The sequence below is a fragment of the Cellulosimicrobium sp. 4261 genome (genome assembly GCF_040546915.1).
In the GTDB taxonomy this organism is placed as follows: Bacteria; Actinomycetota; Actinomycetes; order Actinomycetales; family Cellulomonadaceae; genus Cellulosimicrobium; species Cellulosimicrobium cinnabarinum.
The window spans coordinates 66,922-86,205 of sequence record NZ_JBEPOQ010000016.1; the positions used below are offsets into that span (position 1 = coordinate 66,922).

A 19,284-nucleotide genomic window follows, 5' to 3' on the forward strand; every position below is an offset into this window, starting at 1 on the left:
GGGTGGGGGATCTACTCGGGCTGCGCTCGGGTGTTTCGGCTCTGCCGATCCTCTGGTGCGATGGTCTGCTCATGGACGATCAGCGGCGCAGAGTTGATCGCTCGTCGCTCGTCGCCACTTCTGTGGAAGACGCGGAACTGATAGGTGCCGGGGCCCGCGAGCTCGACGTCGAACACCGATCCGGTACGGTACGCGACCTTGATGATCGCCTCCGTGTCGCGAAAGACGTACAGGGCCAGCTCGCTCGCCCACGTCTTCTCGGAATGCACCCTGACCCTGCCGGGCGAGACCGGCTCGACGATCGGTCTCGGCAGCGCGAAGGAGGGGTCCTTGACATAGGCATCCAGCGCTCTCACCACGTTCTGCGCACGCATCGCGTCGTCGTCTGCTCCTGGGGGCGTCCATGTCACCCCGTCGCGCCTCTCACCGCCGAGCAGGTGCATGCCTGGCAGGGCCCGCATGGCGCGGTCGCGGTAGGTCCCGTGCGCTGTGCGCGACGTAGGTGTCGCGAACCTGGCGGACGCGGCACCTCGTCTCCGTAGCCCGGGGGCCTCGGGGAAGCGGCACGACGCCAGGAGGGTCCTCGATTCGAGGCCGAGCGCTCGGAGGGCTCGCGTCCAGCGCACCGACGCCTGCGTCCACTCCTGGAGGTGCTCGTCGGTGCCGGAAGGGAGAAGGGTGGCTTCCCTGGCGATATCACGGTCCATACCGGTGATGATGAGCTCGCGCGATCTGGTGACATAGCCACCGTCGGGCATGCGGTACACGTCGTGCCCCTCTTCCGAGATGTCCCAGAGGAGGACGTCGATCTCTGCGGCCTGACTGGCGAGCTGATCCAGCAGGTCGGCTCGTAAGGTCCCGTCAAGAGAGCGACGTTGGACGCGCGAGCTCAGCGCGGGGCCGGCCGGGTAAGCCTCCAGGAGGGGGGAGCTCCGCCCAAGGGGGACGAGCGACTGCCCGGTGACGTGCCCGACCACGGAGTGGCCCTGGTGACGCAGGAGATCGAAGCTGTCACGGAGCGCGCGGCTCCCGTAGACGAAGATGCGCATGCCGACCCCTTGCTGGTTGTCCTAGCGGCCGAAGAGCCGGGCGAGCGCCGCCTCGGTCGAGCGCGCCGCGGTGCCGTCCCCGTACGGGTTCGTGGACTCGGACATGGACCGGTAGGCGATGGCGTCCGTCAAGAGCCGTGACACCTCCCCGAAGATCCGTTCCTCGTTCGTCCCGATGAGCGTGACCGTGCCTGCCTCGACCGCCTCCGGGCGTTCGGTGTTGTCTCGCATGACCAGCACCGGCTTGCCGAGGCTGGGGGCTTCTTCCTGGACACCGCCGGAGTCCGAGATGATGAGGGTGCTTGCGGACATCATGCGAGCGAACTCGCCGTACGCCAGCGGCTCTGTCACGGTGACGTTGTCGATGCCCTCGAGCTGCGGGAGGACGGCGTCCCGCACGACGGGGTTGCGGTGCGCGGGAAGCACGATCTCGAGGTCGGGGAACGCCCGGGCGATGCGTGCCAGAGCCCGTCCCACTCCTTCCATCGCGCCGCCCCAGTTCTCCCGGCGGTGGGTCGTCACGAGGAGGATGCGCCGCCCCGACGCGGCGAGCTGCTCAAGACGCGGGTCGGTGAAGGGGATCTCCTTGCCGACCGTGGTGAGCAGCGCGTCGATCACGGTGTTGCCGGTGACGGCGATCGCGGTGTCGTCGACGCCCTCGGCGAGGAGGTTCGCCCGGCTGGTCTCGGTGGGAGCGAGGTGGAGGGCGGCGATCTGGGTCGTGATCTTCCGGTTCGCCTCCTCGGGGAAGGGGGACTGGATGTTCCCGGAGCGCAGGCCTGCCTCCAGGTGGACCACGGGGATCTGCCGGTAGAACGCGGCGAGGGCTGCCGCGGTCGAGGTCGAGGTGTCGCCCTGGACGACGACCGCGGTGGGCTTCTCCTTCTCGAGGATAGGGTCGAGCCCCTCGATCACCCGCGCGAAGATCTGTGCCAGCGTCTGCCCGTGGCTCATGATGTCGAGGTCGTGGTCGGGGACGATGCCGAAGAGCTCGTTCACCTGGTCGAGCATCTCGCGGTGCTGACCGGTCACGACGGTCACGGATTCGAAGTCGGGGCTCTGCTCCAGCGCCTTGATCACGGGCGCGACCTTGATCGCCTCCGGTCGTGTGCCGTAGACGGTCATGATGCGTGCGGTCATGTCTCTTCCTCCACTGCGGCTGTGCCGCGGCCAGGTGGTCGGACGTGCCGGGGGCGGTAGCTGCGTCCGGGGGACTCTTCCACCTGCACGTCCGTCTCGGTCTTCTCCGCGAGGGCGTCCTCGATGATCTTCTTCGCCTGGTCGGGCTTCTCCTTGGCGATCGCCCACGCCCACTTGCGGTAGCGCAGCGCCACGTCCTCGGCCGGTCCGTCCAGCACGAGGCGGCCGTAGTTGAGCCAGATCGCTCGCGTGCACGTCTCTTCGATGGTCTTCGCGGCGTGGCTCACGAGGAACACCGTGCCGGCGTTCTCCCGCAGCCTGTTCATGCGGGCCTCGCTGCGTTCCTTGAACGCCGCGTCACCGGTCGCGAGGGCCTCGTCGATGAGCATGATGTGCGGGTTCGCTGCGGTCGCGATGGCGAACCGCAGGCGTGCTCCCATGCCGGACGAGTAGGTCTTCATGGGCAGGTAGATCGACTTGCCGAGGCCGGCGAGCTCGACGACCTCGGGGACCGCCTTCTCCGTCTGCTCGGGCGTGAGCCCCATGGCGAGGCAGCCCAACCGGACGTTCTGCTCGCCCGAGAGGTCGGGCACGAGGGCTGCGTTCACGCCGATGAGGACCGGCGTGCTCTCGGCGAGCACGCGTCCGCGCGCCGGACGCTCGAGCCCTGCGATGATCCGCAGCAGCGTGCTCTTGCCGGAGCCGTTCTGGCCGACGAGGCCGATCTGCTCCCCAGAGCGCGCGACGAACGAGATACCCGAAAGTGCCCGGACGAGCACCATCGGCTGCTGACCGAGCACGCTCTTCGCAGCGCGCACGAGCCGGTTGGCGCGTCGCCGCTCGGCGGCGTCCGTCGACGGGACGCGGTACTTCACGTGCACGTCTTGGACCGCGACGGTCGCGGTGGTGAACGGGTCAGGCTCGGCCATAGGACTCCTCCCCCCGGTAGAAGAAGAGGAACCCCACGACGAGCGTCCCCACCGCCCAGGCGCTGAGTCCGAGCCACGACGACAGCGCCGGCGTCACGCCGTACAGCAGGCAGTCGCGCACGATGTCCAGGACCATGAACATCGGGTTCGCCTCCATGAGCGCGAGGATCGTCGGGTGCTCGAGGAACCGCTCGTACGAGAAGAACACGGCTGACCCGTAGAGCCAGAGTCTCGTCGCAAACCCGATGAGCTGGTTGAGGTCGGGGAGCACCGAGACGCAGCGCGCGAGGAGCAGCGCCAGGCCGGTGACGAACAGGACCTGCAGAGCGAGCGCGACGGGCACGAGCGCGACGCGCCAGGTGAAGACCTCGGCCGGCGGGAGCACCACGATGATCGCCATCATCGCGGCGAGCACCGGGATCATGTTGAGCATCTCCCGCAGCACCACGGCCAGCGGTAGCGATGCCCGAGGGAAGGTGAACGCACGGATGAGGTTCTTCCCCGCAGAGATCGACTTCGCGCCGCCGGTCACACAGCGGGTCGTGAAGGAGAAGAGGAACACACCGATGACGAGGTAGCCGAGGAAGTTGTCGATCCCGCGGTCCGACCTGAGCAGGAGACCGAAGATGAGGAAGTACGTCAGGCCGTCGAGGATCGGCTTGAGCACCAGCCAGAGCGTCCCGAGCAGGTTCTCGCGCGTCCCGCTCGTCACCTTCGCGCGGGCCTCCGCCCACAGGAAGTGCCGGCGGTTCCACAGCTGCCCCAGGTACACCCCGAGCGGCGGGCGCGCCCCGACGCGGGTGAGCCGACCCGCGGAGACGACCTCCGTCGTCGACGGCGGGCCCGCGAACAGCATCGAGTACAGGTCCCCGCGAGGGGACCTGCTCTCGGTGGTGCTCGTCTCTCCGGTCATCGCGGCATCCTAGGATCCCGTCGGCGCGTACGCCGTGCCGTACGTCGCGACGTAGGCGTCGAGCGTGTCCGTGCGCACCGCGTCACCGAGCGCGGCGGTCTGCTCCGCGTCCACGAGGTTGACCGACGCGCCGCCCCTCTCGCCGAACCCGGTGATCGGCACCATGAGCCCGACGACGTCCTCGCGTTCGAGCTCGGCGGCGAGCGGGACGAGCGCGAACGCGTCGTCCACGTCGAGGTCGCCCGTGATCTTCACGTTGCGCACGAGCATCGGCACGAGCTCGGCGAGCACCTCCGGCTCGTCCGCGCGCTCCGCGATGCGGTCGAGCATCCCGACGACCGCGGCGCGCTGCCGTTCGGTGCGGTCGAGGTCGCCGAGGGGGAGCCGCTTGCGCTCGCGCACGTAGATGAGGCCGTCCGTGCCGGACAGCGTGATGCGCCCCTCGGGGAAGTCGACGACGCGTCCCGTGCTCTGCACGGTCACCGTGCTCGCGTGCTGGTTGTCCACCTCGAACCCGTCGAGCGCGCGCGTGAGGGCGATGAACCCCGCGAAGTTCGACTGGACGACGTAGTCGATCTCCGCACCGCCGAGCAGGCCGGACACCGTCTGGACGAGCGTGTCCGTCCCGCCGCGCGAGAACGCCGCGTTGATCTTCCCCTCGCCGAGCCCCGGGATGTCGACCCACATGTCGCGCGTGAAGGACACGAGGTACAGGTTCTCCCGGTCCGCGGGCACGTGGACGAGCAGGATCGTGTCGGCGTTGCCCGTGAGGTCGGCCGGGTCTCGTGAGTCCGTGCCGACGAGGAGCGCGTTCACCGGGCCCTCCGGCAGCGGGTCCGCCGGCCCCGTCTGCGTGGGGGCCGGGCTGGGCACCGCCGAGCGCGTCGGCGCCGGGGGCGCGGTCGTCGCCGACGGCGCGGGCTCCGGCGCCGCCGTCGTGCAGCCGGCGAGCAGCGCCGTCGCGACGAGGGCGCCGAGGGCACGACGCACGAGGGTGGTGCTCATCGCGCTCCTCCTGCCAGTGCTCGGGCGTACACCTCGCGGTACCGAGCCGTGCTCGCGGCCCACGTCCGGGTGGCCGCGAGCTCGCGACCGCCCGCCAGCATGGCACGGCGGGCCTCGTCGTCGCCCAGGACGTCCGCGACGGCGGCGGTCCACGCGGCGACGTCCCCCGCGGGCACGAGGCGTCCCGCGTCGCCGACCGCCTCGCGCAGCGCGGGCAGGTCGCTCGCGACCACCGGCCGGCCCACGGCCATCGCCTCGACCGGCTTGAGCGGGGTGACGAGGCGCGTCACGCGGTCGTCCCGGCGCGGGACGAGGACGACGTCGAGCGCCGCGAGGTACGTCGTGGCGAGGGTGCGCGGCACGCGCCCGGGGAGGATCGCGTGCTCGCCGAGGCCCAGCTCGTCGGCGAGGTGGAGGAGGCCGGGGCGGGCGACGCCGTCGCCCACCACGAGCGCGGTCGCGTCGACGCCGTCCGCCCGGAGCGCGGCGACCGTGCGCAGGACCGTGTCGAGACCCTCGTAGTCGACGACGCTGCTCACCGTGCCGACCACGGGCCCGCGCGCCGTGATCCCGAGGCGCTCGCGGGCGGCGTCGGGCGACGGGTGCGTCGTGGCCAGGAGCGACGTCGGCACCGCGTTGGGGACCACCGTGACGCGGGAGCCCGGCACGCCGCGCCCCACGAGCTCGGTCCGCATCGTCTCGCTGAGGGTCACCACGTGGTCGGCGGCGAGCGCGAGCTCGGTCTCCTTGGCCCGGATCAGCGCGTAGCGGTCCGACGCCTCGGCGGCGCGCCGCGCGTCGGGCGTGCGGTGCGACGCCGCCCAGGTCTCCTCGGGCAGGCCGCGCACCTCGTACACCCACGGCACGCCGAGGCGTCGGGCGGCCGCGCGCGCCGCCGCGCCGGTCGTGTGGGGGGTGGTGGCGTGCACGACGTCGGGCGCGAACCTCCGCGCCGCGCGCACCAGCAGGCCGACCTCGACCTCGGCGCGCCGCGCCGGGTCGCCGCGCAGCACCCAGGGGAGCAGCCGTTCGTAGCGCACGCCGTCGACGACGTCCGCCGAGCGCGCGCCCAGCACACCGATCGTCACCGGGTAGGCGCCGCGCGTCGTCGCGGACACGGCCAGCCCGTCCTCGTGCTGCGCGCGGAGGATCGCGTGGCTGCGCAGCGTGTACCCGCTCTGGGTGTGGGGGAGCGAGTTGGTCAGGTGGTGGAGCACGCGCGGCTGCCCGACGGCGCCCCGCCCCGGGTGCGGCGAGGTCCAGGCGGTCGGGGGGTCGGGTCGGAGCGCGTCGACCTGGGCGCGGAGGGCGCGGAGGGTGCGGCGCTCGCCGCGGCCGGACGCCGTGGCGCGCTCGATCGCGTCCACGTCGCCCGCCTGCCAGAGCGCGCGCAGCCGGGCGGGGCCGGGGGCGGGGACGCCGTCGAGCAGCTCGGGGTGGCCGACTGCGACGGCGACCTCGGCGGCCACGCGGCGCGCGAGCCGCGACCCGGGCGCGCGGAGCACCGCGGCGACGGTGCGGGACGCGTCGTCGGGGGAGCCGTCGAGGAACAGGCCGAGCGCGCGGCGCGCGGACGGGTCGCGCGACACGAGGAGCAGGCGCACCGCGCCGCGCCGGGCCCGGGCGGGCGCGCGCCGCGCGGCCTGGATCGCGAGCCACACCGGGTCGTCGACGACGGCGCGTGCCCCGAAGGAGAGCGCGAGGACGAGGGCGCGGACGGCGTCGCGCGGTGCCGCCGCCCTCATCGACGCAGTCCGTCGAGCAGCTCGACGTACCGGGCCGCGAGCGCGTCGTCGTCCGCGTTGAGCGCGACCCACTCCTGGGCGGCGGGACCGATCTCCGGGACGGAGCCGGCGGCGACGAAGCCGGCCCAGAGCGCGGCGAGCGCCTCGACGTCCCCGGGCGGGACGACGTCGCCCGCCTCGAGGGAGAGCACGAGCTCCGCGGCCTCGCCCGCGACGCACGCCGTGACGTGCCGGCGCGTCGCCATCGTCTCGTAGAGCTTCGAGGGCACCGTCCACTGGAAGGGCTCCCAGTCGCGCAGCGACACGAGCACGGTGTCGGCCCACGCGTACAGCGCGGGGACGTCCGTGTGGGGCACACGACCGAGGAACGTCACCGGCGCGCCGAGCGTCGTGGCCAGGGCCTTGAGGTGGGGGATGTCCGCCCCCGCGCCGGCGAGGTGCACCTCGAGCGGCACGCCCCGCGCGGCGAGCGCCGCGGCGGCCTCCACGACGACCTCGAGACCCTGCGACCGGCCGATGGTCCCCACGTAGACGGCGCGCAGCGGCCGGTCCGGGCCCAGGGGGTGCGCGTCGTCGTCGGGCAGGGCGTCGACCTCGTCGTCGACCTTGTCCGCGAGCCGGTCGGTGAACGCCGTGCCGTTCCGGACGACGCCCACGTTCGCGGCTCCCCGGCTCTCGACGATGCCGGCGAACGTCTCCGTCGTCGTCACGACGAGGTCGCTGCGGGTCTGCATGCGGACGATCACGCGGTGCACGAGGGCGACCACGGCGGCCCGCGCCCGGCGGCCGGAGCCGTCCGCGACGACACCGGACGGCCGGATGAGGTCGGGCCACGCGTCGCGCATCTCGACGACGAAGCGGGCGCGGAAGAGCCGGGCGAGGGCCCATGCGGCGAACATGCTGGGGATGCCGGGCACGGTGCCGACGACGACGGTCGGGCGGTGCGCCCGGGCGCGCAGGTGCCGCCACCCGAGGACGACCGAGTGGGCAGCAGCGACGACGTGGTCGGCCGTGCGGGACACGAGCGACGACGAGTGCTCGCGATAGCGGACGCGCAGGATCCGCTCGCCGTGGCGACCGCGCTGGACGAGCCCGGGGCGCAGGTGCGCGTGCTCGGGGTCGAGCACGCCGGCCGGGTAGTGCGGAGGCGGGGCGAGGACGGTCACGCGGAAGCCCGCGCCGACCAGGCGGGGCACGAGCGCACCCCAGCGGCGCTGCGGCGCGCCCGTCTCCGGCTCGTAGTGGTGGGTGACCAGGAGCAGGTGGTCGTGCCGGTCCCGGTGACGTGGCCCTGGGACCGGTCGACGACGCGGACGGGCGTGCCGCGCGGCACTCGTAGACATGTCGCCCCCTGCGATCGACGGCTCGCCGGGGCGCGCCTCCGCCGGTGCCTTCATGGAACTGAGCGTCACGAGCGTACCGCCCGGCGGCCCGGCACCCCCGTGGAGCGCTGGTGCGCGGGGGGTGAAGAGGAGGGTGACAAGGCGCCGAACAGCGGTGCCACGCCGGTCATCAGCCGTAGGATGCCAGCCGTGGCCGACACCCTGTTCCCCGAGTCCTCGCCCGAGCCGCCTGCCGACCGGCGGCACGCGCGCCGTCGTCGTGGTGGCCGGACGGCGCTCGTCGTGCTCGTGTCGCTCCTCGCCGTGCTCGTCCTGGCCGGCGTCGGGGGCGCCTGGTGGTTCCAGCGCCAGCTCGACGGCAACATCGAGAAGCTCGCCGACCCGTTCGAGGGCCTGGAGAACCGTCCCGACCCGGCACCGAGCGACCCCGAGGTCGCGACCGAGGCCGTGAACTTCCTGGTGCTCGGCTCCGACAGCCGTATCTCGGCGGGGGACCCCTCCCAGTGGGAGGCGGGCGCGCAGCGCACGGACGCGATCATGCTCGTGCACCTGCCGGCCGACCGGCAGACGGCGCAGGTGGTCTCCATCCCGCGCGACGCGTGGGTCCCGATCCCCGGTCACGGGGAGGCGAAGATCAACGCCGCCTTCTCCTACGGTGGCCCGCCCCTCATGATCCAGACGGTCGAGGACCTCACCGGGGTGCGGATCGACCACTTCGCCGTGACCGACTTCGAGTCCTTCACGACCCTCACCGACGCGCTGGGCGGCGTGCAGATCCGCATCCCGGAGGACATCGGCGACGGCAAGAAGGTGTTCTTCGAGGCGGGCGTGCACCAGATGACGGGTGAGGAGGCGCTCACCTACACGCGTCAGCGCCACGGCCTGTCGAACGGCGACTTCGGGCGCGTGCAGCGCCAGCAGAACTGGATGCGCGCGATGCTCGGCAAGATCAACAACAACCGCAACGACGTCGCGATGATGACGCGCTTCTTCACCGCGGTGAGCGAGTCCGTGGCGACCGACGACGGCCTGACCATCGACGAGATGCGGAACCTCTACATGAGCGCCCGCGGCCTGAGCACGAACGACGTCACGTTCATGACGGCGCCCAACTCCGGGACCGGCCGTAGCGCCGACGGGCAGTCGATCGTCGTGCTCGACCGTGCCCGGTTCGACCCGCTCATGGCGTCGATCGCGAACGACTCCGTCGGCGACTACCTCGTCCAGAACGCCGAGTCGCTCGAGGTCCTGCCGCCCACGGTCAAGTGATCGGGCGCCGGTGACCGACCGCTCCAGCAGCCCGCAGCGCAGCGTCCTCGTCCACGGGAGCTGCGTGACCCGCGACGCGTTCGCGCTGGCGGGGGAGGCGCGGTTCCGCCTCGCCGACTACTACGCACGCAGCTCCCTGGCGTCGGCGTTCGCGGCCGGTGGTCTGGGCGGCGTGGACCTCGCCCGCGTCGAGTCGTCGTTCCAGCGCCGCATGGTCGAGCGGGACCTGGCCAAGACCTTCGCCACGGAGCTGGTGACCACGGACGCGGACGTCGTCGTGCTCGACCTCGTCGACGAGCAGTACGACCTCGTCGTCGGGTCGGACGGTGGCGTGGCGACGCGCTCCATGGAGTTCCTGCGGGCCGGTGGCGACGGCGTGCGGTCGCGTCGCGTCGCGTCGGGGTCGCCGGAGTTCCTCGTCCGGTGGGAGGCCGGCTGGGCTGCGCTCGTGGCCACCGCGCGCCGGCAGGGTCGACTGGGCCGCGTCGTCGTGCACGAGGCGTACTGGGCGCGGGGCGACGCGGCGGGCGGGGCGTTCGACCAGCAGCGCGTCGAGGCGGCGAACCGCACGCTCACCTACCTCTACGCGCGCATGCGCAAGGACCTGGGCGAGGCCCGCTTCCTCCGGGTCCCGGACCGGCTCGTGGTCGGCGACCCGGCGCACCGGTGGGGACCGTCGCCGGTCCACTACGTCGAGGACTACTACCGCGCGTTCCTCGACCTCCTCGACGAGGCGACGCGCGCCGCCGTCTGACGCGGGCTCCGCCGGACCGCCGGCCCACCGAGGGGACGCGGCTCCCGCGGAGCCGGGCTCTCGCGCGACGGGTCAGGTGACGCCGTCGAGGACGACGACGCCGTCCTTGAACGCCACGCCGCTCACGCGCGCACCCGGGGTGCGTGCCTGGAGGAGGCGCTGGACGTCGAGGGCGACGCGCGCGTCCGGGAGCACCCGCACGGACCCGGCGGGGAGGCCCTTCGCCGCGACGACGGACTCGATCCGGCTCGCCGCGAGACCGAGGAGCTTGTGCGCGGGCAGGCCGCCGGCGCTCGCGTCGACGGAGATCGTCGCGACGCCGTCCTGCACGTCGACCACACGCAGCGTGGCGCGGACCGTCGGGGCGAGACGCGTCGCGAGCCGGAGCGGCGCGGGCAGGCGCTTCACCTGGCGCGGGTCGGCGACGACCTCGAGCGCGTCCCCGCGACCCGACACGGACGTGACGAACGAGGGGAGCCTGCGGCCCATGAGGCCGAGCAGGTGGAGCGTCTCGGCGAGGGTCAGTTCCTGGTGCACGGCGCACACCATAGCGGACGTCCAGGACGTCTCGGACGCCCGCTCGTGACGGGGATCTCCACCCGCAGGCCTTTCCTTACCCAAGGTAATGAGTTAGGGTAACTATCATGCCTGCTGCGGACCTCACTGCTCCCACCCGGAACCAGTACCGGCCCGCGACGCTCGGCGGCGACCTGCGGGTCGCGCTCACCCGGATCTCCCGGCGGCTGCGTGCCCAGCGCGGCGAGGCGGACCTCCCCGAGGGGCGGTTCGGCGTCCTCACCGTCCTGCACAAGCACGGCGCCATGTCGCCCAGCGAGCTCGCGGAGCACGAGCGCGTCCGGCCGCCCTCGATGACCCGCGCCGTCAACGCCCTCGTCGAGATGGGTCTCGTCGAGAAGGGGGAGCACGCGAGCGACCGCCGTCAGGTCGTCGTGCGCCTCACGGACGCCGGCGTGCGCGAGGTCAAGGAGACGCGGCGCCGCCGGGACGCGTGGCTCACGCAGCAGCTGTCCTCCCTCACCCCTGACGAAAGAGAGACCTTGGCCCGCGCCAGTGAGCTGTTGACCCGGATCGCCGCCCGATGAGCACCACGTTCTCCTCCCTCCAGTACTACAACTACCGCGTCTGGTTCGGCGCCGCGCTCGTCGCGAACGTCGGCACCTGGATGCAGCGCGTCGCGCAGGACTGGCTCGTCCTCAGCGACCTCACCGACAACTCCGGCGTCGCCGTCGGCGTCGTCACCGCGCTGCAGTTCGCGCCCGTGCTCGCCCTGTCCGCGTGGGCGGGGCTGCTCGCCGACCGCCTCCCGCGCCGTCGGCTCCTCATGGCCACCCAGGGCGCGATGGGACTGCTCGCGCTCGGCCTGGGCGCGCTCGTGCTGTCCGGGAACGTCGAGCTGTGGCACGTCTACGTCTTCGCCGGCCTGCTCGGCGTCGTCTCGGCGTTCGACAACCCCGTGCGCCAGACGTTCGTCGCCGAGATGGTGCCCCCCGACAAGCTCTCCAACGCCGTCGGGCTCAACAGCGCGTCGTTCAACGCGGCGCGCCTCGTGGGGCCGGGCGTCGCCGGGCTGCTCATCGCGGCCGTCGGCTCCGGCTGGCTGTTCATCATCAACGGCGTGACGTTCGGGGCGACCATCCTCGCGCTGATGTACATGCGCACGCGCGAGCTCCACGTGCTGCCGAGCGCGCCGCGCGAGAAGGGTCAGATCCGCGAGGGCATCCGGTACGTGCGCGGGCGGACGGACATCATCGTCATCATGGTCGTCGTCGGCGTCGTGTCGACGTTCGGGCTCAACTTCCAGCTCACGTCCGCGATGATGGCGAAGGTCGAGTTCGGCATGGGGCCGGGGGAGTACGGGATCCTGGGGTCCATCCTCGCGATCGGCTCGCTCACCGGGGCCCTGCTCGCCGCGCGTCGGGAGCGCCCGCGCGTCCGGCTCGTCATCGGGTCCGCGTTCGGGTTCGCCGTCGCCACCGGGGTCATGGCGCTCATGCCCACGTACGCGACCTTCGCCGTCGCGTGCATCCCCGTGGGGCTCGCGTCGCTCACGATGATGACCGCGGCCAACTCGACCATCCAGATGTCGGTGGACCCCGTCATGCGCGGGCGCGTCATGTCGCTCTACATGATCGTGTTCCTCGGTGCGACGCCCGTCGGCTCCCCGCTCGTCGGCTGGATCGCCGAGGCGTGGGGCCCGCGCTGGGCGATCGGCGTCGGGTCGATCACCGCCGCGCTCGTCGCGGTGGGTGCCGCCGTCTGGGCGGTGCGCAACTGGCACCTCGAGGTCCGCTACCGCGTCCTGCAGCGCCCGCACCTCGTGGTGCGCTATCTCGACGCCGGCACGCCGACTGACCGCTCCGCGCGCGCCGAGACGCGCCGCCGGCTCGAGGCCGAGGACGCGCAGGAGGCCGCCCGGGCGGCCTGACGCCGTCCCTCCCGCCCAGCCGCGAGGCCGGTGCCGCCCTGGTCTCCCGGGCGGCACCGGCCTCGTGCTGGACGCAGACCTCGGCCGTGCTCGTCAGGCGAGGTGGTCGACGACGTGGTCCACGCACGCGGTGAGGGCGCGGACGTCGTCGGGCTCGATCGCCGGGAACATGGCGACGCGCAGCTGGTTGCGGCCGAGCTTGCGGTACGGGAAGACGTCGAGCACGCCGTTCTCGCGCAGCGCGGCGACGACGGCCGTCGCGTCGATCGCGTCGTCCAGGTCGATCGTGCCGACGACCGTCGACCGCTCCGCCGGGTTCGCGACGAAGGGCGTCGCCCACTCGCGCGAGTCCGCCCACCCGTAGAGGTGCGCGGCCGACTCGGCGGACCGGGCGGCGGCCCACTCCAGGCCTCCGTTGCCCAGGAGCCACTCCACCTGCTCCGCGAGCATGACGAGCGTCGCGATCGCGGGCGTGTTGAGCGTCTGGTCCTGGCGCGAGTTCGCCGCCGCCGTGCGCAGCGACAGCGACTCCGGGACCCAGCGCGTGCCGCTGCTCTCGACCTCGTCCGCGCGCGCGAGCGCGTCGGGCGAGCACAGCGCGAGCCACAGGCCCCCGTCCGACCCGAAGACCTTCTGCGGCGCGAAGTAGTAGACGTCGGTCTCCGCGACGTCCACGGGGATCGCGCCCGCGCCGGACGTGGCGTCCACGAGCGTGAGCGCGCCGCGCTCGCGCGAGCCGGGGACGCGGCGCACGGGCGCCATTGCGCCGGTCGAGGTCTCGTTGTGCGGCCACGCGTGCACGTCGACGTCGTCGGCGGGCTCCGGGAGCGCGACGGTCCCGGCGGGGGCCGAGATCACCTGGGACGGCTCGAGGAACGGCGCGGCGGTGGTCGCGGCGGCGAACTTCGCGCCGAACTCGCCGAACGCCGCGTGCTGCGCCTTCGAGCGGACGAGGCACGCCGTCGCGACGTCCCAGAACGTCGTGGAGCCGCCGTTGCCGAGCACGACCTCGTAGCCGTCGGGCAGCGCGAACAGCGTGGCGAGGCCCTCGCGCGTGCGGCGCACGAGCGACCGGACGGGCGCCTGCCGGTGGGACGTGCCCAGCAGGGAGGTGCCGGCGTCGGACAGCGCCCGGACCTGCGCGGCGCGGACCTTGGACGGCCCGGACCCGAAGCGGCCGTCGGCCGGCAGGAGGTCCGAGGGGATCGTGATCGAGGTGTTCGCGAGATCGGGCACGGCGTCACCCTACGCGCGCGCGGCGTGCCCCGGGAGCCTCGTCCACAGGCCGTGCGTCACCGCACGGTCCGCGCCGGGGGCCGCGGGGAGGCGCGGCCACCAGGCACCACGGGTGGCCCCGGGCGGCACCCCGGTCGGGTCACGGGCTCGCCATAGACTGACCCCCAGCGGCCCGCCGGTGCGGGCAGGCGCCCCGTGGAGCGACGACCGGGCGCCCCGAGCCGACGAGCGACTGGGAGCGTGACGTGACCGATCTGATCGATACCACCGAGATGTATCTGAAGACGATCTACGAGCTCGTGGAAGAGGGCATCGTCCCGCTGCGCGCGCGCATCGCGGAGCGCCTCGGGCACTCGGGGCCCACGGTGTCGCAGACGGTCGCGCGCATGGAGCGCGACGGGCTCGTCGTCGTCACGGGCGACCGCCACCTCGAGCTCACGCCCGTGGGCCACGAGAAGGCGACGCGCGTCATGCGCAAGCACCGGCTCGCCGAGCGGCTCCTCACGGACGTCATCAAGCTCGACTGGGAGTACGTGCACACCGAGGCGTGCCGCTGGGAGCACGTGATGAGCGAGCTCGTCGAGGAGCGTCTCCTCGGGCTGCTCGACCACCCGCACTTCGACCCGTACGGCAACCCCATCCCGGGCCTGCCGGAGCTCGGTGAGCAGCTCGACGAGGTCGACTTCCTCGACGGCGTCGTCTCGCTCCCCGTCCACCTCGCCCAGCACGGCCTCGGTGGGGCCGAGGTGCGCGTCGTGCTCCAGCGGATCGCCGAGCCGGTCCAGGTCGACGTCGATCTCCTCGCCCGGTTCGTCCAGGCCGGGGTGCTGCCGCGCCGCACGCTCGTCGTGCGTCCCGCGCCGGCCGGCGGGGTCACCGTGCAGGGCGAGGGCGCGCCGGTCGTCCTCGACCTGCCCGACGACGTCGCGCGCCACCTCTTCGTCGCCCGCGGATAGCCGTCCGTTCATCGGCCGGAACGCCGTGACCTGCGGTGATGCGGAGAGCGGCGTTCCGTCGTGATGGGAACGTGACTTTTGCCGAGGGCTCCTGTACGGTCGTCCTGCTCCGTCGGGATACCCATCTGGCGGAGACCTCGCGCGGAACGCCTAACCCTGTCACCGCGAGAGGCCCACGACGACCCGATGACAGGGACGGGGGACCCACTTCCGGGCGCTGGAGACAGCGCCCTTGGGGTGAAGCCCGACGGACTTCGGTCCGCCAGGCCGGGTGACTCTTCCACCCGAACCCGACAGCTGACCTCGCAGGCGTCCAGGAGAGGCAACAGTGACCGTGAGCACGACTCGCGCCCGCCACCGCGCGGCGCGGCGTCCCGTGACGCCACTCAGCACCATCGCCCAGGCCGCATCGGACCAGATGTCGAGCGTCGGTCGTCGTACCGCCGTCGTCGCCGCGTCCTCCGGCCTCATCGTCTCGATGATCGGCGCCGCCGCCCCCGCGACGGCCGCCCCGGTCGACAACGAGTCCGGCAAGCTCAACGCCGTCGACCTCAGCGCGCTCACCGCGCAGGCCCGCCAGGCCCTCGAGGCCGCACCGGCCGTGACCGTCGCGGCCGACGCGGCGTTCACCATCGAGGAGGCCCCGGTCACCGTGACCCCGGCCCCCGAGCCGGAGCCGGAGCCCGAGCCCGAGCCCGTCCGCACCACGCAGACGAGCCGCACGCAGGAGCGCCAGTCCACGCAGTCGTCCTCGTCCGACGAGGCCCAGGCCCCGGCCCAGCAGGAGGCGTCGGTCGGCGCCCCCGCGTCGGCGCACGGCTCGGCGATCGTCTCGATCGCGGCCCGCTACGTGGGCGTGCCGTACGTCTACGGCGGCACCACCCCCGACGGCTTCGACTGCTCGGGCTTCACCAGCTACGTCTACGCGCAGGTCGGCATCAACCTGCCGCGCACGTCGGGCGCCCAGGGTTCGGTCGGCACCAAGGTGTCGCGCGACCAGGCGCAGCCGGGCGACCTCATCTGGACGCCGGGCCACATCGCCATCTACGCGGGCGACAACATGATGATCGACGCCCCGCGCCCCGGGAAGTCGGTCCAGTTCCGCCAGATCTGGCAGTCGAACCCCACCTTCATCCGCGTGGCCTGATCGCTCACCCGATCAGGACCCCTGCGGTCACTGGCTGGACGAACCCCGTCCGCTCGCACTCTGCGCGAGCGGGCGGGGTTCGTGGCATTCTTGACGTGTTCGTGACTCGTGGCAGACGGACGGCCGGGCCTGGTCTCGGCTAGGTTGGTCGTCCGATGGCACCGGGCCGTCGAGAGGAGAGTCGCTCATGACCCGCACGGAATCCGTCCTCGTCGGTGTCGACGGCTCGGCGCCGAGCCTCCACGCCCTGGACTGGGCCGCGGCGTACGCGTTGCGCGTCGGGTGGCCGCTCCACATCGTGTGCACCTACTCGCTGCCGTCGTTCACGGCGGCCTCGCTCGACGGCGGCTACGCGGCCCTCGACGACTCGGCCATCCAGGAGGGCGCGCGCGCCGTCCTGGAGGAGGCTCGCGCCCGCGCCGAGGGCGCCGGCGTCCGCACGACGGCGACCGTCACGACCGGCGACGCCGCAGGGGTTCTCGTCGAGATGTCGCGCGAGCACGCGCTCGTCGTCGTCGGCACCCGGGGCCGTGGTGGCTTCACCGAGCGGCTGCTCGGCACGGTCTCCTCCGCGCTGCCCGCGCACGCGCACTGCCCGACGGTCGTCGTGCCGTACCGCGCGGGCGGGAAGGACGACGAGGGCGGCGTCCAGGAGCTGCCGCCGGTGCGGGACCTGCGCCGGATCGTCGTCGGGGTGGACGGGTCGCCGTCCGCCGAGATCGCGCTGCGGCACGCGATCCGCCAGGCCCGCGCGTGGGACGCCGAGCTCGTCGCGGTCGCGGGCGTGCCGGTCGGTGCCGGTGCGGGCCTGCTCGCGTGGCTGCCGGCGTCGATCGACCACGAGCAGGTGCTCGCGGACGTCACCGAAGGGCTCAACGTCATCATCGACCGCCACGAGGCGGAGCACCCCGGGCTCACGATCAAGCGCATCGTGCTCGACGGCACGGGCGCCGAGCTCCTCACGGAGTTCTCCACGGCGTCCGACCTCATCGTCGTGGGCTCGCGCGGGCGTGGTGGGTTCCGCGGCCTGCTGCTGGGCTCCACGAGCCAGGCGGTGCTGCACCACTCCGCGTGCCCCGTCATGGTCGTGACCATGAAGTGCGAGGACGACGCGCCGGCGGCCCCGGAGGGCTGAGCCGCCGGCACACCCGAGGGCGGCGCCCCGGCGGGTGTGCCGCGCGGGAGGTCAGCTCCGGTTGCGGTACAGCCGCATGGTGATCGGCGCGAGGATCGCGGTGAGCACGACCGACGCCACGAGGACCCACACGATCCCCTCCGTCGCGGGCTCGCCCGCCATGAGCCCGCGCACCGCGGTGACGAGGTGCGTGACCGGGTTGACGTCGACGAAGCGCTGGAGCAAGACGGGCATCGTCGACGGGTCGACGAAGATGTTCGATGCGAACGTGAGCGGCATGAGCACGAGCATCGACGTCCCCATGACGGCGTTGGGGGAGCGCAGGACGAGCCCGAGCGCCGTGAACACCCAGCTCAGCGCGAACGCGAACACGAGCAGCAGCACGATCCCCAGGACCACGCCGACGACGCCGCCCGGCGGGCGGAAGCCCAGCACGAGGCCGAGCGCGAGGGTCACGACCGACGCGATCGTGTACCGCACGGTGTCGCCGAGCAGCGCGCCGACGATCGGCGCGGGCCGCCACACGGGCAGCGACCGGAACCGGTCGAACACGCCCTTGCTGATGTCCGTGTTCATCGTGTAGCCGGTGTAGATCGTCGTGAAGAGCACCGCCTGCACGAGGATGCCGGGCAGCAGGAACTGCAGGTAGCTCTGCACGTCGCCGGCGAGCGCGCCGCCGAACAGGTACGTGAACATCAGCGTGAAGATGATCGGCGAGACCGTGACGTCGAACAGCTGCTCGGGCACGTGCTTGATCTTGAGCAGCGCGCGCCACGTGTACGTCAGGGTCGCCGAGACGGGGGACGGGCGGTCCGGTCGCCGCTCGAGCGCGACCGCCGCCCGCAGCGCGTTCGCCTCGGGTGCGCGCAGCTCCGCGGCTGTGGTCGTGGGGTCCGCGGCCATCAGGCCACCTCCTCGATCGTCTCGTCGTCGTCCATGGGCTGGCCGGTGAGTGCGAGGAACACCTCGTCGAGGCTGGGCTGGCCGAGCGTGAACTCGGGCACCGCGATCCCCTCGTCGCCGAGAGCGGGCAGGATCCGCGCGACGTCCGCCGCGCCGTCGTCGGGCACGCGCGCGGTGAAGGCGTACGGGTCGTTCGCGAGGGTGATGTCGGTGCCGAGCAGCGCGCCCACGACCTCCGCGGCCCGGCCCCGCTGCGTCGCGTCCGCGAGGCGCAGGTGGACCGCACCCTCGCCCACCGAGCGCTTGAGCTCGGTCGCGGTGCCTTCCGCGATGACCTTGCCGTGGTCGATCACGGCGATGCGGTCGGCGAGCTGGTCAGCCTCCTCCAGGTACTGGGTCGTGAGCAGCACGGTCGCGCCGTCGGCGACGAGCACGCGCACGATGTCCCACACCTGGTTGCGGCTGCGCGGGTCGAGGCCGGTGGTCGGCTCGTCGAGGAAGATGACGCGCGGGCTCATGACGAGGCTCGCCGCGAGGTCGATCCGCCGCCGCATGCCGCCCGAGTACGTCTTCACCTGGCGGTCGCCCGCGTCCCCGAGCCCGAACGCGTCGAGGAGCTCGGCGGAGCGACCGCGCGCCGTGCCCCCGAGGAACCCGTACAGCCGCGCGAGCATGACGAGGTTCTCCGTGCCCGTGAGGTCCTCGTCCACGGACGCGTACTGCCCGGTGAGCCCGACGACGGACCGCACCTTGTCGGCGTCGTGCACCACGTCGTGGCCGAGCACGCGCGCCGTCCCCGCGTCGGGGCGCAGGAGCGTCGCGAGCATGCGGACGGCGGTCGTCTTGCCCGCGCCGTTCGGCCCGAGGACGCCGAACACGGTGCCCTCCGGGATGAGGAGGTCGATGCCGTCGACCGCCTTGGTCACCGACTTCCCGGTCGTGAAGTGCTTGACGAGGCCGCGTGCCTCGACGGCGAGGTCGCCGCGTGCAGGTTCGGTCATGTCCCCTCCTGGCCGTTGCCGACGGGCCGCCCGGAACCTCCGGGTCACCCACGCACCCACCGACCGCCCGGGTCGGCAGAACTCATCGGTCGTGCACGTCTCTCCATCGTGCGCCGAGAAGGACACGGAAGACCAGGACGAGACGCTGACGCCGCATCGGGCGCCCGAGAGTCGAACAGGCGGTCGTGGGGGGGGGGGGGGGGGGGGGGGGGCGCCCCCCCCCCCCCCGGGGGGGGGGGGGGGGGGGGGGGGGGGGGGCCCGCGCCGGGCGTTAAAGACGGGTGTGGCGGGGGGGTAGGGTGGGTGGGAAAAA

18 protein-coding genes and 1 riboswitch are annotated in these 19,284 nt (G+C 72.9%); of the genes, 7 read left to right on the forward strand and 11 right to left on the reverse strand.

The window, feature by feature from the left end; translation table 11 throughout:
* Nucleotides 1-11 precede the first annotated feature (11 nt).
* From ABIE39_RS16435 to ABIE39_RS16465, 7 genes are read right to left on the reverse strand one after another with little or no spacing between them, the layout of a single operon-like run.
* Nucleotides 12-1,049, reverse strand: a complete 1,038-nt coding sequence (locus tag ABIE39_RS16435; protein ID WP_354052616.1) for a DUF6270 domain-containing protein — start codon at nt 1,047-1,049, stop codon at nt 12-14.
* Nucleotides 1,050-1,070: 21 nt separating this feature from the next.
* Nucleotides 1,071-2,189 (reverse strand): non-hydrolyzing UDP-N-acetylglucosamine 2-epimerase, encoded by a 1,119-nt coding sequence (gene wecB, locus ABIE39_RS16440; protein WP_354052618.1) that lies wholly within the window; start codon nt 2,187-2,189, stop codon nt 1,071-1,073.
* Nucleotides 2,186-3,118, reverse strand: coding sequence for an ABC transporter ATP-binding protein (locus ABIE39_RS16445; protein WP_354052620.1), 933 nt, complete (start codon nt 3,116-3,118; stop codon nt 2,186-2,188). The genes wecB and ABIE39_RS16445 overlap by 4 nt, the downstream gene beginning before the upstream one ends.
* Complete coding sequence (locus ABIE39_RS16450) at nt 3,105-4,031, reverse strand: ABC transporter permease (RefSeq protein WP_354052622.1); 927 nt, start codon at nt 4,029-4,031, stop codon at nt 3,105-3,107. The genes ABIE39_RS16445 and ABIE39_RS16450 overlap by 14 nt, the downstream gene beginning before the upstream one ends.
* 9 nt (nt 4,032-4,040) lie before the next feature.
* Nucleotides 4,041-5,036, reverse strand: a complete 996-nt coding sequence (locus ABIE39_RS16455) for an LCP family protein (RefSeq protein WP_354052624.1) — start codon at nt 5,034-5,036, stop codon at nt 4,041-4,043.
* Nucleotides 5,033-6,781 carry a glycosyltransferase family 4 protein gene (locus tag ABIE39_RS16460; protein WP_354052625.1) on the reverse strand — a complete coding sequence of 583 codons (1,749 nt, stop codon included), beginning with the start codon at nt 6,779-6,781 and terminating at the stop codon, nt 5,033-5,035. Before ABIE39_RS16460 ends, ABIE39_RS16455 begins: the two co-directional genes overlap by 4 nt.
* Nucleotides 6,778-7,977, reverse strand: coding sequence for a glycosyltransferase family 4 protein (locus ABIE39_RS16465; RefSeq protein ID WP_354052627.1), 1,200 nt, complete (start codon nt 7,975-7,977; stop codon nt 6,778-6,780). The genes ABIE39_RS16460 and ABIE39_RS16465 overlap by 4 nt, the downstream gene beginning before the upstream one ends.
* Before the next feature lie 336 nt (nt 7,978-8,313).
* On the opposite strand from ABIE39_RS16465, the gene ABIE39_RS16470 reads away from it, so the two are divergent.
* Nucleotides 8,314-9,393: an LCP family protein gene (locus tag ABIE39_RS16470; protein ID WP_354052629.1), complete on the forward strand. Its 1,080-nt coding sequence runs from the start codon at nt 8,314-8,316 to the stop codon at nt 9,391-9,393.
* Between the two features lie 10 nt (nt 9,394-9,403).
* Complete coding sequence (locus tag ABIE39_RS16475; RefSeq protein WP_354052630.1) at nt 9,404-10,147, forward strand: DUF6270 domain-containing protein; 744 nt, start codon at nt 9,404-9,406, stop codon at nt 10,145-10,147.
* A 72-nt stretch (nt 10,148-10,219) separates the two neighbouring features.
* Here ABIE39_RS16475 and ABIE39_RS16480 read toward each other — a convergent pair whose 3' ends face one another.
* Nucleotides 10,220-10,684, reverse strand: a complete 465-nt coding sequence (locus tag ABIE39_RS16480) for a hypothetical protein (protein ID WP_354052632.1) — start codon at nt 10,682-10,684, stop codon at nt 10,220-10,222.
* A gap of 107 nt (nt 10,685-10,791) precedes the next feature.
* On the opposite strand from ABIE39_RS16480, the gene ABIE39_RS16485 reads away from it, so the two are divergent.
* Complete coding sequence (locus ABIE39_RS16485; protein WP_021483075.1) at nt 10,792-11,250, forward strand: MarR family winged helix-turn-helix transcriptional regulator; 459 nt, start codon at nt 10,792-10,794, stop codon at nt 11,248-11,250.
* Nucleotides 11,247-12,593: an MFS transporter gene (locus ABIE39_RS16490; RefSeq protein ID WP_175008970.1), complete on the forward strand. Its 1,347-nt coding sequence runs from the start codon at nt 11,247-11,249 to the stop codon at nt 12,591-12,593. The genes ABIE39_RS16485 and ABIE39_RS16490 overlap by 4 nt, the downstream gene beginning before the upstream one ends.
* Nucleotides 12,594-12,686: 93 nt before the next feature.
* Here the strand turns inward: ABIE39_RS16490 and serC are convergent, their stop codons facing one another.
* Nucleotides 12,687-13,829: a phosphoserine transaminase gene (serC, locus tag ABIE39_RS16495; RefSeq protein WP_354052633.1), complete on the reverse strand. Its 1,143-nt coding sequence runs from the start codon at nt 13,827-13,829 to the stop codon at nt 12,687-12,689.
* 245 nt (nt 13,830-14,074) lie between these two features.
* On the opposite strand from serC, the gene ABIE39_RS16500 reads away from it, so the two are divergent.
* The 3 genes from ABIE39_RS16500 (at nt 14,075) to ABIE39_RS16510 (ending at nt 17,067) form a co-directional block, all read left to right on the forward strand.
* Nucleotides 14,075-14,785, forward strand: a complete 711-nt coding sequence (locus ABIE39_RS16500; RefSeq protein WP_354052635.1) for an iron-dependent transcriptional repressor DtxR — start codon at nt 14,075-14,077, stop codon at nt 14,783-14,785.
* A 166-nt stretch (nt 14,786-14,951) separates the two neighbouring features.
* Nucleotides 14,952-15,112: riboswitch (cyclic di-AMP (ydaO/yuaA leader) on the forward strand.
* A 7-nt stretch (nt 15,113-15,119) separates the two neighbouring features.
* The gene (locus ABIE39_RS16505) at nt 15,120-15,932 is read left to right on the forward strand and encodes an NlpC/P60 family protein (RefSeq protein WP_499278951.1); all 813 of its coding nucleotides are present in this window, start codon (nt 15,120-15,122) and stop codon (nt 15,930-15,932) included.
* Between the two features lie 187 nt (nt 15,933-16,119).
* Nucleotides 16,120-17,067, forward strand: coding sequence for a universal stress protein (locus tag ABIE39_RS16510; RefSeq protein ID WP_354052637.1), 948 nt, complete (start codon nt 16,120-16,122; stop codon nt 17,065-17,067).
* Nucleotides 17,068-17,118: 51 nt separating this feature from the next.
* On the opposite strand, the gene ABIE39_RS16515 is transcribed toward ABIE39_RS16510, so the two are convergent.
* Nucleotides 17,119-17,970 (reverse strand): ABC transporter permease, encoded by an 852-nt coding sequence (locus tag ABIE39_RS16515; protein WP_354052638.1) that lies wholly within the window; start codon nt 17,968-17,970, stop codon nt 17,119-17,121.
* Nucleotides 17,970-18,971 carry an ATP-binding cassette domain-containing protein gene (locus ABIE39_RS16520; protein WP_074808132.1) on the reverse strand — a complete coding sequence of 334 codons (1,002 nt, stop codon included), beginning with the start codon at nt 18,969-18,971 and terminating at the stop codon, nt 17,970-17,972. Before ABIE39_RS16520 ends, ABIE39_RS16515 begins: the two co-directional genes overlap by 1 nt.
* Between the last annotated feature and the right edge of the window lie 313 nt (nt 18,972-19,284).

What these genes read in the sequence shown, in the direction of transcription:
- ABIE39_RS16510 (WP_354052637.1), top strand. Translation starts at nt 16,120, where the DNA reads ATGACCCGCACGGAATCCGTCCTCGTCGGTGTCGACGGCTCGGCGCCG.
- ABIE39_RS16490 (WP_175008970.1), top strand. Translation starts at nt 11,247, where the DNA reads ATGAGCACCACGTTCTCCTCCCTCCAGTACTACAACTACCGCGTCTGG.
- ABIE39_RS16435 (WP_354052616.1), bottom strand. Translation starts at nt 1,049, where the DNA reads ATGCGCATCTTCGTCTACGGGAGCCGCGCGCTCCGTGACAGCTTCGAT.
- ABIE39_RS16450 (WP_354052622.1), bottom strand. Translation starts at nt 4,031, where the DNA reads ATGACCGGAGAGACGAGCACCACCGAGAGCAGGTCCCCTCGCGGGGAC.
- ABIE39_RS16485 (WP_021483075.1), top strand. Translation starts at nt 10,792, where the DNA reads ATGCCTGCTGCGGACCTCACTGCTCCCACCCGGAACCAGTACCGGCCC.
- wecB (WP_354052618.1), bottom strand. Translation starts at nt 2,189, where the DNA reads ATGACCGCACGCATCATGACCGTCTACGGCACACGACCGGAGGCGATC.
- ABIE39_RS16445 (WP_354052620.1), bottom strand. Translation starts at nt 3,118, where the DNA reads ATGGCCGAGCCTGACCCGTTCACCACCGCGACCGTCGCGGTCCAAGAC.
- ABIE39_RS16515 (WP_354052638.1), bottom strand. Translation starts at nt 17,970, where the DNA reads ATGGCCGCGGACCCCACGACCACAGCCGCGGAGCTGCGCGCACCCGAG.
- ABIE39_RS16520 (WP_074808132.1), bottom strand. Translation starts at nt 18,971, where the DNA reads ATGACCGAACCTGCACGCGGCGACCTCGCCGTCGAGGCACGCGGCCTC.
- ABIE39_RS16460 (WP_354052625.1), bottom strand. Translation starts at nt 6,781, where the DNA reads ATGAGGGCGGCGGCACCGCGCGACGCCGTCCGCGCCCTCGTCCTCGCG.
- ABIE39_RS16455 (WP_354052624.1), bottom strand. Translation starts at nt 5,036, where the DNA reads ATGAGCACCACCCTCGTGCGTCGTGCCCTCGGCGCCCTCGTCGCGACG.